General features: G+C 65.1%; 9 protein-coding genes. All 9 read right to left on the bottom strand.

Features of this window, described 5'->3' with window-relative positions; genetic code table 11:
• Positions 1 to 2: 2 nt before the first annotated feature.
• The 9 genes from BVH01_RS10215 to BVH01_RS10175 all read right to left on the bottom strand — a co-directional run bounded on the left by BVH01_RS10215 (position 3) and on the right by BVH01_RS10175 (position 12,691).
• On the bottom strand, positions 3 to 776 hold the full coding sequence (locus tag BVH01_RS10215; RefSeq protein ID WP_075930213.1) for an HpcH/HpaI aldolase/citrate lyase family protein: 774 nt from the start codon (positions 774 to 776) through the stop codon (positions 3 to 5).
• Positions 770 to 2,635 carry an IucA/IucC family siderophore biosynthesis protein gene (locus BVH01_RS10210; protein ID WP_075930212.1) on the bottom strand — a complete coding sequence of 622 codons (1,866 nt, stop codon included), beginning with the start codon at positions 2,633 to 2,635 and terminating at the stop codon, positions 770 to 772. Before BVH01_RS10210 ends, BVH01_RS10215 begins: the two co-directional genes overlap by 7 nt.
• Positions 2,636 to 2,646: 11 nt before the next feature.
• A complete protein-coding gene (locus BVH01_RS10205; RefSeq protein WP_075930211.1) occupies positions 2,647 to 4,104 on the bottom strand; it encodes a DHA2 family efflux MFS transporter permease subunit in 1,458 nt (485 codons plus the stop codon).
• A complete protein-coding gene (locus BVH01_RS10200) occupies positions 4,104 to 5,303 on the bottom strand; it encodes a type III PLP-dependent enzyme (protein ID WP_075930210.1) in 1,200 nt (399 codons plus the stop codon). Before BVH01_RS10200 ends, BVH01_RS10205 begins: the two co-directional genes overlap by 1 nt.
• Positions 5,296 to 7,056, bottom strand: a complete 1,761-nt coding sequence (locus BVH01_RS10195) for an IucA/IucC family siderophore biosynthesis protein (RefSeq protein ID WP_075931003.1) — start codon at positions 7,054 to 7,056, stop codon at positions 5,296 to 5,298. Before BVH01_RS10195 ends, BVH01_RS10200 begins: the two co-directional genes overlap by 8 nt.
• Before the next feature lie 85 nt (positions 7,057 to 7,141).
• Positions 7,142 to 8,527, bottom strand: a complete 1,386-nt coding sequence (locus BVH01_RS10190; RefSeq protein WP_075930209.1) for a diaminobutyrate--2-oxoglutarate transaminase — start codon at positions 8,525 to 8,527, stop codon at positions 7,142 to 7,144.
• 215 nt (positions 8,528 to 8,742) lie between these two features.
• A complete protein-coding gene (locus BVH01_RS10185; protein WP_075930208.1) occupies positions 8,743 to 11,169 on the bottom strand; it encodes a TonB-dependent receptor in 2,427 nt (808 codons plus the stop codon).
• 65 nt (positions 11,170 to 11,234) lie between these two features.
• Positions 11,235 to 12,185 carry a FecR domain-containing protein gene (locus BVH01_RS10180; RefSeq protein ID WP_083659455.1) on the bottom strand — a complete coding sequence of 317 codons (951 nt, stop codon included), beginning with the start codon at positions 12,183 to 12,185 and terminating at the stop codon, positions 11,235 to 11,237.
• Entirely contained in the window at positions 12,179 to 12,691 is a 513-nt protein-coding gene (locus BVH01_RS10175; RefSeq protein WP_075930207.1) for a sigma-70 family RNA polymerase sigma factor, read from the bottom strand. Before BVH01_RS10175 ends, BVH01_RS10180 begins: the two co-directional genes overlap by 7 nt.
• Positions 12,692 to 12,793: the final 102 nt, after the last annotated feature.

Here is a 12,793-nt window from a genome sequence, read left to right as displayed (position 1 = left end):
AATCAGTTTCCTCGCGTCGAGGTGGTGGCCAACTTGGCCTGGAGGGCGCGAAACGCGATGCCGCGTTCGTCACCCAGCACGAAAGTGTTGACGCCGCGTTCGAGCCACCGCAGGTGGTCGTCGGGCTGGCGTGGAATGGCGCAGTACGGGATGCCGGCTGCCTGGGCGGCGCGCCAGGTGTCGAGCAGCGCTTGCTGCACCGTCGGCTGGTCGATCCGCCACGGCGTGCCGAACGACTGGGACAGGTCGGCAGCGCCTTCGAGGATCATGTCCAGGCCCGGCACGGCGGCCAGCTCCGCGGCGCGGCGCACGCCCGCGACGCTTTCGACCATGGCCACGACCATGATCTGTGCGTTGGCCTCGGTGACGTACTCGGCCAGGCTGGCCTTGCCGAAGGCGCCGGGGCGACCGGCATTCAGGCTGCGCTCACCCAGCGGGTGATACTTGCAAGCGCGGATCGCCGCACTCAGCTCCTCGGGGCTTTCGACCTGGGGCAGGACGATGCCCTGGGCGCCACCATCGAGCAGGCGCAGCATGCGCTTGGGCGCGAAGTCCGGCACCCGCACCAGGGGCGTCAGCGCATAGCTCTCGGCAGTACGGATCATGTGCTCGACGGTTTCCGGGTTGATCAGCACGTGCTCCATGTCGATGATCACGAAGTCGTAGCCGGCTTCGGCAATCAGCTCGATGGACGCCGCCGACGGAATCGAGGCGATCAACCCGCGCACCGCCTCGCCGGCAGCCAATTGCTGCTTGAGTCGGTTGGTTCTCAGCATGGGCGCGGTCCGTGGCGGTGCATGGGATTGGGTACGTGCTTGAAGCGCCGCTCGCCGTCGCCCAGCAGCCGGCGCTTGGTCAGTTCCTCCACCTCGTACTCGGCGGCGAACACGTCGAAGGCTTCAAAGCGCGCTGCGTGCTGCGGGTGCTGGCGCTGATAGTCGAGCACCACGTCTGCGGTCATGTGCCAGAACTCGCCCTCGTCCAGGCCATAGTGCTGACGCAGGAAGATCGCCATCTCGGCCAGGCAGATGAAGAAGAACGCGTCACAGGAGAAGTCGCGCACCGCGTTCAGATCATCGGTGAGGATGAACGAGTTGCGGTTCAACTTGGCGTGGCTCGCCGGCAGCGGCACCAACTCGGGCGCCAATTCCGGGCGAGCCAGGTGCGCCGGCGAGTACCGCACGCCGTCGTGGAAGTCCTTCAGGGCGATACGCTCGGGCCAGCCGTCGCGGTGGATCAACACGATGTTCTGCCCGTGGGATTCCATGCCGATGCCCTCGGCATACAGCATGTGCACGATGGGCGCCACACTGACGCGCAGCAGTTGCTGCACCCAGGCATGCAGGCCGTATTGGGCGATCCAGGCGTCAATGAAGGGCCGCTGTTCGCCGTCAGCGTAACGGTTCTCGACATGGCTCAGGCCGTTGAATGGCACGCCCTGCTCGCCCGGCGTCAGGTAGCGGTTGAGGTTTTCCCGCCAGATCGCGCCCAGGGTGCCGTAGGTCTGGCTCTGGCGGATGGCGGGTAACTGGGCATAGTCGAAGCTGACCCCGGCGACTTCACCAAGAACCACGAAACCGAGCTTCTGAGCGGTGGCGTCGCTGGCGATCAGCCGTTGCAGCCAGTCGTTGATGATCGGCCCGTTGAGCACCGTGTGCCGCGCCAGGATGCGCGTGCTCGAGGTGTTGGTCATGCTCAGGGCGAGCTTCACGTAGGGCCTTGTGGGCTGCTCGACGTTGGCCAGGGTACGGATCGACTGCTGGGGGCGGTAATCCGGGCCGGACGTGCCCAGGTACAGCAGCTCGCCGCGGGCCAGCTCGGCCTGGAAGTTCGGCACGATGACCTGCTCCCACTGCCAGGGGTGCACGGGAATCGGCCAGTAGTCGGCGAGCGCGCGGCCCTGCTCGGCCAGTGCCCGCTCGATCTCGGCCCAACGGCCGGCGCCGAATTCATCTTCGAGAAAGCGCTGCAGGTCGATGCCTTGCGACTGGTTCACCGAGCCCAGCCCGCGGGCGATGCCCAGCCAGACCACCGCCATCGGCTGGCCGAATTCCGGGCCATAACGACGGTTGTCGTCCAGGGAAAAGCCGATGCGCGACTTGTAGCACGGGTGGTAGCTGTGGGCATCCATGAAGTGCCGCTCCAGGCTGTCGGCATCCAGGGTGTGTGGCGCCGCAGCGGGGCTGTAGTCCTGGCTGCGCGACTGCAGGTCCTTGAGCAGCGTCTGCTCCAGTTCCTGGATGAAGCGCGGCATGTGCGGGCCATCGGCCAGCTCGCCGAGCAGCTCGGCGATGGCCTGGTGCAGATCGGGCTGAGTGGCCTGGCCCTGAGCGTCGATACGCTCCAGGGTGGCCGAGTCGAGGCGGATGATGGCGAAGCTGTCGCTAAGCAGGCCATCGCAGCGGTACTCGACCGCTGCGCCCTGCTCGTCAGTGCCGGCGACGATAAAGCGTTGGCGACCGTCGCCCAGGGGCTCCTGGCGATAGCTCAGCACATCCTCGTAAAGCAGGGTTTGCAGCAGTTGCCCGACCACCCGTTGCGACACCTGGCGGTAGCGCTGCGGGTTGGCCGGGGTCAGCCATGCGTGGGCATGGGCGATCAGCTCTGGCGCACGAAGGGGAGAAAACGAAGACATTGATAGACACCTCATGAACGGTGTTCGGACAGGGCCGAGCCGGGCTCGGCGCCGTCATTGGAAAGGGGAAAACGCCAGGCGAACGGCAGGGCGAGGAGGATCAGCACGGCGGTGGCGATAAACACTTCGCCGACGGCACCTGCAGTGCCGGCGTGGGCCGTGCCGGAATGCACCGCGCCAGCATGGGCTGCCCCGGAATGCACCGCGCCCCAGTCATCGCCAAGGCGAACCTGCAGCCACAGCGACGCCAGCACGATGGCCAGGGACGACAGCAGGCGTCGGGAGATGTTGTTCATCGCCGCGCCCTGGGTGATCAGCGCCTCGGGCAGCACGTCCAGCCCGGCGGTGGTCACCGGCATGTAGGACAGCCCCAGGCCGGCGCCGCGCACCACCATCAGCAGGCAGATGGCGAGCATGCCGACATCGTGGTCGATGGTGCCCAGGGCGAGGGTCGCCAGGCCGGTCAACAGCAAACCGGTAGAGACGATGCCGCGCGGCCCGTGACGGTCCAGCAACTGCCCGCCAAAGTGGCCGAACAGGCTGGCCGACAAGGCGGTACAGAGCAGCGCGATACCGGTCCAGATGGCGCTGTGACCCATCACCATCTGCACCAGCAGAGGCACCAGCACCAGGCACTCGAACATGCCGATGGACTGCACCACGGCGATCACCACGCTGGAGCGGTAGCCTTTCAAGGCGAAGATGCGCAGCTCCAGCAAGGGCGTCGGGTGGCGCAACTGGTGCCGCACGAACGCCACCAGGCAGAACGCAGCCAGCAGCAGGCCGAGCAGGTTGAACGGATCCTGCAGCGCTTGCAGGTCGTGCAACCGCCCCACGGTGATCATCAGCACGCCGATACCGATCGCGACGAGCAGGTAGCCGCTCAGGTCGAATGCCTTGGCGGCGCCCGCCTCGCTTTTCGGCAGCACGTTGACGCCCAGGCCCAGGGCCAACAGCCCGATGGGCACGTTGACCAGGAACAGTGCGCGCCAGTCGTACCACTGCAGCACCAGGCTGCCGCACAACGGCCCGACCGCCGGGGCGAGCATCACGGCAGCGCCCCACAAGCCGGTCACCGCACCGCGCTCACCTTTCGGGTAAACCGAAAAGATGATCGCCAGCGACAGGGGAATCATCAGCCCGCTGGCGACGCCCTGCACCACCCGGGCAGTGATCACCCAGGCGATGGAGCCGGCCATGGCGCCCAGCAACGAGCCAACGACGAACAGCCCCAGGCCAGCGAGATACAGTGGTTTGCGGCCTGCACGCTGGGCCAGGTAACTGGTCAGCGGCATGGTCATGCCCATGCTCACCATGAACGCCGCGACGATCCATGTGGCCATCACCGGGCCAAGCGCGAACGCCTCGATGAAGGCCGGCAATGCCGGGTTCAACGAGGTGTTGTTGAGGCTCACGGTGGTGGTGCCGAGAATCACCGCCACGACCACCAGGCGACGTGACGCCAGCATCAGCCATCACCTCGGTCGACGAACACCTGCTCCGGGCGCGGATGACAGAGGAAGTCGGCGTGGGAGATGTTGTAGCCGTAAGCGCCGGCCATGGGCAGCACCAGCAGGTCGCCAACGGCCGGATCGACCAGTTGGCGACCGCGGCTGAGCACGTCCTTGGGCGTACACAGCTGGCCGACCACACTGAAGGGCCGCGACACGCCGCTCGGTTCACGCCCTGCCGCCGGCAAATGGATCACCGGGTGATCGTGGCCCTGGGCGACCGGCAGGCGGAACTGGTGGGTACCGCCGCGGCAGACCAGAAAGTGCTGGCCGTGGCTGGATTTGCTGTCCAGCACCTCGATAGCGTAATAGCCGCAGTACGCACTGATGAAGCGCCCTGGCTCGAAACGCACCACCGGCGCATCCGCCAACGCCCCGAGCCGGTTCTCCAGGTGACGACACAGGCGTGGCCAGTCGAAACGCTCGCCGCTCAGGTAATCGACGCCAATGCCGCCGCCGACGTTCAAGTGGGTCACGGTCTCGGGCCGATTGGCCAGGGCCCTCCACTGCGCCCAGCGTTCCAGGTAAAGGTCGAGCAGCTGTTCATGGCGCTCGACTTGCTGCTGGTGGGACATCGCATGTACATGGAAACCCTGCAGGCGCAGGTGGCTGCTGGCCTCCACCCGTTTGACCGCCTCTGGCACCTCGGCCTCGTCCAGACCGAACGGCGTCGCTGTGCCGGCCATGGCCAGGCGGCTGGATAGCGTGGCCGGCAACTCCGGGTTGATGCGGATGAACACCGCCTGCACCCGACCCAGCTCGACGGCGATGCGTTGCAGACGCTCGATTTCGCCCAGGCTCTCGACGTGAATGGCCGCCACGCCCTGGCGCAGCGCGGCGCGGAAGTCGGAGTCCAGCTTGCCAGGCCCGGAAAACACGAAGGGCCGATCGCTGCACGCCGCCTGCAGCCGTTCGATCTCGCCGCCGGACGAGATCTCGAAGCCGTCTACCAACGGCGCCAAAGTGCGCAGGATCGGCGCTTCGCTGTTGGCCTTGATCGCGTAGAACAGCTCGACACCTGCCGGCAGCGCGGCCATCACCTCGCGCACGTGCTGCGCCAGGGCGTCGAGGTCGTAGACGAACACCGCCAGGGGATCGGCCGCGCGACTGCGGGCCTGTTCGATGGCAGCCAGTACGCTGGCAGGCAGCTTATCCATGGCTCACCTCCTCCGCCCACGGGCACGCCAACCTGACGTAACCGGCGTGCCGATCGGCCTGAGCCGACAGACGTACCTTGAGATTGGTCTTGCAGGCGATCGGCTCGCCGGCCAGCAAGGCATCCAGCTCGGGCGCCGGGCGCACCAGTTCACTGCGCAGCGCCTGCAACTGCCGTTCGACCCGCTGCCACATGGCGACGGCCAGGTGCGGCCGCTCCCAGCTCAGCGCCAGGATGGCCTCGGACAGGTTATTGACGAACAGGCAGTAGCTGATGCGCTTCCAGCCCTGCTCGCGGGTGTAGGTCAACGACTGGCGAACCCGTTCGGCGATGTCTGCTTCCAGATGATTCACACCGAGGTCGTCGGTCAGCTTCACCCCTTCGAAGTCGCGCAGCAGCAATTGCGCCGGCCAGCCGTTGTCGTGCACCAGCACGGCGTTTTGCAGGTGCGGCTCGAGCACCACGCCGTGGTTGAAGAACAGCGCCAGCACCGGGCGCAGTAACAGCGCCTGGTAGGCCTCGAACCAGTCCAACAGATAGTCGTCGCTCGGTTTGCGCGCACCCGGTTGTTGCACAAAGCCCTGGATCAGCGGGCGTAGCTGCAGGTTGCGGGCGAACAGCGTGCCGGCCATCAGACAGGATTGCGGCGCGGCGTGGCGGCAGAAGTTCTCGCGCAGGATGGCGCCGGTCTGCTCGCGGAACCAGTGCGCGTCCTCGGCGTTGCTGCCTGCCGGCGCCCAGCTCAACGCTCCCGGCTCACTGACCAGGGTGGCGCCACCGATGGTCGCCTGATGCTCACGTTGCAGGCGGCTGAACAGGCGGTCGATGAACAGCGCGCTGTCCAGCTCGTACCAGGCGTTCTTGCGAACGCAATTGGTGATGCGCACGTTCAGCGAACCCTTGAGGAAATAACCGCGGCCTTCGCCGTACCAGGTGCGCATCGACGCGGTCGGGCTGGCTAGCGGGCCTTTCTGGCCGAGGTCGACGATTTCGCCGCTGGCGACCAGCGCCTTGACCCGCGGATCGGCCAGGAACAGCTCGGCCTGTACCGGGTGCAGGCCGATCACCGCACGCCCGCTGCGGGCCAGGCGCTGGTCGGCGAAACCAGCCAGCACCTGCTCGTCGCTCAGGCCATTGCCGTGCAGCTGCAAGCCGTCACGTGGGACCTCGAGCACATGCAGCGGTACCCGTGCGCGGAACTCCGGCGCATAGGTCTGCTGGCCCAGGTGCTCGGGCCACAATCGGGCCTTGGGCGCCGGGTGGTTGGGGTGGCCAAACCAGAGGCCCTGCTCGCTGGCCAGGTAGTCACGCAGCGGGTCGTTGCCCTCGCTCTGCAGGGCGTGATCGACGATGGCGGCTGTTACGCCCTGGCTCTGCATCACCTGTTCGAGCAACTCGTCATTGCGCGAGCCGGTCAGCTGCTGGCAGGCCTCGAGCAGGTGCGCGGCGAACTCGGCGAAGGGCGGGCAATGCCAGTCGCCATCCCCCTCGCGCTTATAAAGATCGCTGAGGTAACGCTGGCTGCCGAGCGGGTCGCGACGATCCACCAGCACCAGAAACTGGCAGTTATCCGGCAGGTCGATCAGCAGCGGCAGGCCCTTGCCCTGCATCGCGCGCAGGTAATTGGCCGGCGCGATGCCGCGCACATGGGATGGCCAGGCATAGCGAGCGCGGTTTTCCGGCAGCGCGAATTCCTTGATCAGGCAATTGAGCAAGGCATGGGTAGCGGCCATTTCACTGATCACCCGGGCCATGCTGCCGCGCACCGAATCGATACGGGTAACGCTGGCCGGTTCCTCGAAGGCGGCCAGGTAGGCACGCGTAGCGCGTACAGATTGCTCAGCCACGGGCACCTCCCAGGGCTGCACCCAGGGCGCGCTCGAAACGAGCAACCACCTCGGCGCACTGCGCCTCGTCGATGATCAGCGGCGGCAGCAGGCGAATCACGCTGCCATGTCGCCCGCCGCGCTCGAGCAGCAGGCCCTGTTTGAAGCACTCGCTCTGAATGGCCGCCGACAGCGCGGCGTCCATGGGGTGGGCGCCCTGGGCGTCAGGGTTCTGGCGCTCGTCGACGATTTCCAGGCCCAGCATCAGCCCGCGGCCACGCACCTGGCCTATCGCCGGATAACGCTCGCGCAAACCGTTCAGGCGTGCCTTCAACCAGTCACCGCGTACATGGGCCTGCTCGGCCAATTGGTCGCGCTGGATGATCTGCAGGGTGGTCATGCCACTGGCCATGGCCATCTGGTTGCCGCGGAAGGTGCCGGTGTGGGCGCCTGGCTGCCAGGCGTCGAACTCGCGCTTGATGGCCAGCACCGCCAGTGGCAGGCCGCCACCGACCGCCTTGGACATGACGATGATGTCCGGCTCGATACCAGCGTGTTCGAAGGCGAACATCCGCCCGGTGCGGCCGAAACCGGCCTGCACTTCATCGACGATCAAGAGGATGCCGTGGCGTTGGGTCACCTCGCGCAAGGTGCGCAGCCAGCCATCGGGCGCCGGGTTGGCACCGCCCTCGCCCTGCACCGCCTCGACGATCACCGCCGCCGGCAGGCTGACGCCGCTTTCGACGTCCTCGATGAACTGGCTGAAGTAATGGGCCAGCGCCTGCACGCCCGCCTCGCCACCGATGCCCAGCGGGCAACGGTACTCATGAGGGTACGGCATGAATTGCACGCCGGGCATCAGCGAGGCCACGGCATCCTTCGGACCGGTATTACCGGTCACTGCCAGGGCGCCATGGGTCATGCCGTGGTAGCCGCCGGAAAAGGCGATCACGTTGCTGCGCCGGGTCACCGTCTTGGCCAACTTGAGCGCGGCCTCCACCGCATCGGCGCCGGACGGCCCGCAGAACTGCAGGCAATAGCCTTTGGCCGGCAGCACGCCCAGCAGGGTTTCGCTGAAGGCATCCTTCAATGGCGTGGTCAGGTCCAGGGTATGCATCGGCAGCCCGGAGGCCAGGAAGCTCGACAAACTGTCGACGATCGCCGGATGGTTGTGGCCCAGCGCCAGGGTTCCGGCCCCGGCCAGGCAATCGAGGTATCGGCGCCCCTCGACATCGGTCACCCACACGCCCTGCGCCTTGGCGATGGCCAGGGGCAGCTTGCGCGGGTAGCTGCGCACATTGGATTCGAAGCGGTCCTGGCGTTCCAGGTAATCCGCGTTGTTGCTATGTACCGCCTCGCGATCGAGTCGCTCCAGCGGCAGGGTACGTTCACTCAACATATGGTGCTCGCCTCTATCTGTTCGAGGCTCCGGATGGAGCCGTTGAAAGTCGTCAGCACTGCACTCATCAGTAACGGCATATCAGTAACGGCAGGTCACGCCGAATGCGGGGCTGCCTTCTGCGAGGCGTCCCGCTTCATCCCTGAATGGTTGGTTTTATTGTGTGCAGCGAACGCCCGTTACCAGGCGTTCGCCGTGGAGGTGCAACGGAAAAATCAGAAGCCGAGGGTGGCCGACAGCACGAAGGTGCGCGGCGCCGAAAGCGTCAGGCCAGGCTCGCTGTCATCCGAGGCGCCAGCCGAAATCCAGTCCCGGGAGTTGGCGACGTTTTCGACGGTGCCGCGCAAGGTGACATCGGTCTCGTTGACCTTGAAGGCATAGCGAGCCCCCAGGTCATAGCGCGTCCAGGAATCGATTTCCTTGGTGTTGGCCTGATCCAGGTACTGGGAGCTGCTGTACATGCTACGCGCGGTCAGGGTCAGCCCCTTGACCGTCGGCACGTCCCACTCGGCACCAAAGTTGGCGTTGTACTTGGGCGTTGCAGGCGCTCGGTTGCCATCGGTGACGCCGTCTACGGTATCGGTCAGCTCACTACGGATGTACATAACACCACCCATCAACCGAACACCATCAAGTGGCTCACCGAACATATTGAGCTCTATGCCGTCGTTCACGCGCTTACCGTTCGGACCGAATGCGCGCGATGTTGCGTTAGTTTCGTAAGCAGGTTGTTTGATGCGAAATACCGCTGCGGTCACTGCAAAACGGCCCAAGTCGTACTTAGCGCCCGCTTCAAGCTGGCGGCTAATGAATGGAGGGAATATCTCGTTGTTGTTCGTTGCAGTGGACGGCGCGATCTTGCCCTGGCTCAGGCCTTCCATGTAGTTGGCATAAAGCGATAGCTGATCAGTCGCCTTGAACAACACGCCCACCGACGGGGAAAGTTTTTCCTCATCGTAGTTAGTAGGCTGTTTGACTCCATCAGACCAATCATCCACTTTCACGCGCTGCCAGCGAGCACCGACGGTAAGAAGAACCTGATCCTCAAGGAACCCCATTGTGTCGGCGAGCGCTACACCTTCAAAGCGATTCTCCGTATAGGTTGTTGGCCTACGTGAGGCGCCACTCGTGGGCGTTGGCGAAGCAATCGGGTTGTACAAATTGCTGGTGCGATTGGCATAACGCTGTTCGATATTCTTGAAGTCCATCGCGAAAATATCGGCACTCGCGTTTATCTCGTGGCTCACCGGCCCAGTTTGTAGCCACTTGCGGACCCCAATATTGGCCGTTTTCACATCTTCCTGGCGTGTGAAATTACGAGTTTGATAGGTGAAATCGCCTGCTGCGTTAGTCAGGTTGACGTTATGGCGTAGGAAGTCATGATCACTTTTGCGAGCGCCAACAGCACCATAAACCATCAATGAGTCATCGATATCGTACTCACCACGCAGGGCACCAAAAGTATCGCTGGTCTCGGCCTTACTCCACGCCTGGGCGTAGTTATGGCGCACATCACTGGCTTTTGGCACTGGTGCAGCGGCATTGACCAGCACCCGCTCCTGCGGCGCATCGGTATCACGCTCGGTATGCCCCAGGTCCATCGACAGGCGCAGGCGCTCGTCGCGGAAGTCGAGACCGACCACGGCCATTTCGCGGTTGACCTTCTGATGATCCCACTCGGTATCGCCTGACTGCTTGACGCCGTTGAAGCGGATGCCGAAGCGGTTGTCCTCGCCGAAGCGACGACCTACGTCGACGGCACCACCCACCTGGCTGTCCGAGGCGTAGGTGCCAGTGAACTCGGTGATCGGCTTGTCGGTGGCGCGCTTGGGCACCACGTTGATGCCGCCGCCGACGCTACCGCGCGGGGAGATGCCGTTGACCAACTGGGTCGGGCCGCGGAGGATGTCGACGCGGTCGGCCATTTCCATGTCGATGGAGTACGTCGGCATGATGCCGTACAGCCCGCCGTAGGACACGTCGCTGTTGAACAGGCTGAAGCCGCGGATGGTGAACTGCTCGAAGCGACCGCCCGCCGGGTTGGTGGAGCGCACCGCCGGGTCGCTGGCAGTCAGGTCGGCCAGGGTGCGCGACTGAGTGTTCTTCACCGCCTCGCTGGTGTAGGTGGTCATGCTCAGCGGCGACTCCATGAAATCCCGCGAGCCCAGCAGCCCCTGGGAGCTGCGACGGGCGACCTGGCCGCCGGCGTAGCGCTCGCCTTCCAGGCTTTCCGAGGGAATGGTCACACCGGTGATGGCGGTGGGAGCGATTTCCATGGTATCGGCACTGTCGGCTGCCGGGGCGATGGTATAGGCCGAGTCGCTGACCGGCTGCAGACGCAGGCCGCTGCCCTGCAGCAGGCGCGCGAAGCCTTCATCGACGCTGTAGGTACCGGAGAGCCCCGGGCTGCTGCGGCCGCTGACCAGCGCCGGATCTACCGACAGGCTCACCCCTGCCTGGCTGGCGAATCGACTCAGCGCTTCGCCCAGGGTGCTGCTCGGTACGCTGTAGGTGCGCTCGGCAGTTTGAGCTTGGGCGGCCAGTGGCGCGATGCTGCCCAGCCCGAGCATCAGGCTCAGGCACACGGTGGAGTAGGAAATCGAAGACACCAGACGAGGCCGATGACGTGTCAGTGATGGCATGGCAGACGCTCTCTTTTTAATTCACTACTTCCCATGACCGGCGAGTGAGAAAAAAGGGACAGCCTTCAGGCAATTTTTTCGCGCGGCACCAAAGTGACCCAGTAACGGGTGCGTTTATGCACGTCCAGCGGCAGGCTGGCGGCCAGCAGATCGAGGATCTGATCGGTGTCGGCAAGGCGGAAACTGCCGGTCACTCGCAACCCTTCCAGGGCTGGCGACCAGCGCAGCACACCTGGGCGATAGCGATCGAGTTCGCGCAGGAAGTCGCCCAAAGGTTGATCGTTGGCCATCAGCACGCCATCGCGCCAACCCAGCTGGCGCACGTCGAACGCCTGGGTGGATGCGACGCGGCCGCCGCGCAGGGTCAGCCGCTGCCCCGCCTGCAGTGCCAGGGTGTCGTAGGCATCCGGCTGCAACTGCCCTGCTCCACTGAACAGTGAGAACTGGCAAGCGTCGCCGTGCTGATGCACGCAGATCTCGCCAGCGCCGAGCGTCGCCCGTCCCTGGGCGGTGTCGATGATGAACGGCGCGCTCCCCGCTACTCGCAGCGATACCTCGCCACGCAGCAAGGTCAGCCGGCGCCCACCGGCATCCAGGTTCAGCGCAGAATCGGTATTGATATCCAGCACGCTGCCATCGGCCAGGGTCAGCCGGCGCTGCTCGCCCACTCCGGTGGCAAGGTCGGCGCGCCAGGCGTCGATGGGCAGTTCACGGCTGACCAGCCAGGCGGCGGGCGCCAGGGTGGCGAAGCCAAGCATGCCCTTGAGCATGCGCCGCCGGCCCTGGTCGGGACGATCCAGGCTGGCCATCGCCAGCTCGGGCGGCAGCCCGCCGAAACGCGAGCGCAGGGCCTGGATCTTCTGCCAGGCGTGCTCGTGGCTGGCGTGCACGTCGCGCCAGCGTTGCAGCGCCAGATGATCCCGCTCGCTGGCCTCGCCTGACTCGATCAGCGCCAGCCAGCGCGCCGCCGAGCGGGCGACGCGGCGGGTGTCGTCACTGACTTCCCGTTTCAGCACAGCTCGACCAGCAGACAGTGCTCGTAGGCCTGCACCATATAGCGCTTGACGCTGCGCTCGGAAACGTCGAGGCGCTCGGCGATATCCCGATAACCCAGCCCTTCGAGCTGGCTGAGCAGAAAGGCCCGGCGTACCACGTGGGGCAAGCCATCGAGCAGCTCATCCAGCGCCTGCAAGGTCTCCAGCACCAGCCAGCGCTCTTCCGGCGACGGTGCGCAAGCTTCGGGCAATTGCGCCAGCGCATCGATATACGCCTGTTCCAGGCTGCGCCGTTTATAGAGGTTGATCAGCAGGCGTTTACCGATGGTTTTCAGGTAGGCGCGCGGCTCCTGCAGCTCGCTGATCGCCTGGGAGCCGGCCAGCACGCGCATGAAGGCATCCTGACTGAGATCGGCGGCGTCCCAGCCATTGCCCATGCGCCGGCTGAGCCACTGCTCCAGCCAGCTGCGATGCTCCCGGTACAGATCGTTGAACGCGCGTTCACTCGATACAGCCAAACCACCCATGCAAACACCTGTTACGAAAGATCAATAACGAGATCGATTCTAATTAACAATTGTCCTGAAAGGTAGCCTCGCATGCGGATTTGCTGCGCGTTGCCGGTAGGG

It is taken from the genome of Pseudomonas sp. PA1(2017), assembly GCF_001945375.1.
Taxonomy (GTDB): domain Bacteria; phylum Pseudomonadota; class Gammaproteobacteria; order Pseudomonadales; family Pseudomonadaceae; genus Aquipseudomonas.
Note: the sequence above shows the minus strand (reverse complement) of the source record. Positions and strands in the feature narration are given on the sequence as shown.

Excerpts from the sequence above, each read along its gene's own strand:
- BVH01_RS10185 (WP_075930208.1), bottom strand. The coding sequence starts at position 11,169 with ATGCCATCACTGACACGTCATCGGCCTCGTCTGGTGTCTTCGATTTCC.
- BVH01_RS10215 (WP_075930213.1), bottom strand. The coding sequence starts at position 776 with ATGCTGAGAACCAACCGACTCAAGCAGCAATTGGCTGCCGGCGAGGCG.
- BVH01_RS10190 (WP_075930209.1), bottom strand. The coding sequence starts at position 8,527 with ATGTTGAGTGAACGTACCCTGCCGCTGGAGCGACTCGATCGCGAGGCG.
- BVH01_RS10205 (WP_075930211.1), bottom strand. The coding sequence starts at position 4,104 with ATGCTGGCGTCACGTCGCCTGGTGGTCGTGGCGGTGATTCTCGGCACC.
- BVH01_RS10195 (WP_075931003.1), bottom strand. The coding sequence starts at position 7,056 with ATGGCCCGGGTGATCAGTGAAATGGCCGCTACCCATGCCTTGCTCAAT.
- BVH01_RS10200 (WP_075930210.1), bottom strand. The coding sequence starts at position 5,303 with ATGGATAAGCTGCCTGCCAGCGTACTGGCTGCCATCGAACAGGCCCGC.
- BVH01_RS10175 (WP_075930207.1), bottom strand. The coding sequence starts at position 12,691 with ATGGGTGGTTTGGCTGTATCGAGTGAACGCGCGTTCAACGATCTGTAC.
- BVH01_RS10210 (WP_075930212.1), bottom strand. The coding sequence starts at position 2,635 with ATGTCTTCGTTTTCTCCCCTTCGTGCGCCAGAGCTGATCGCCCATGCC.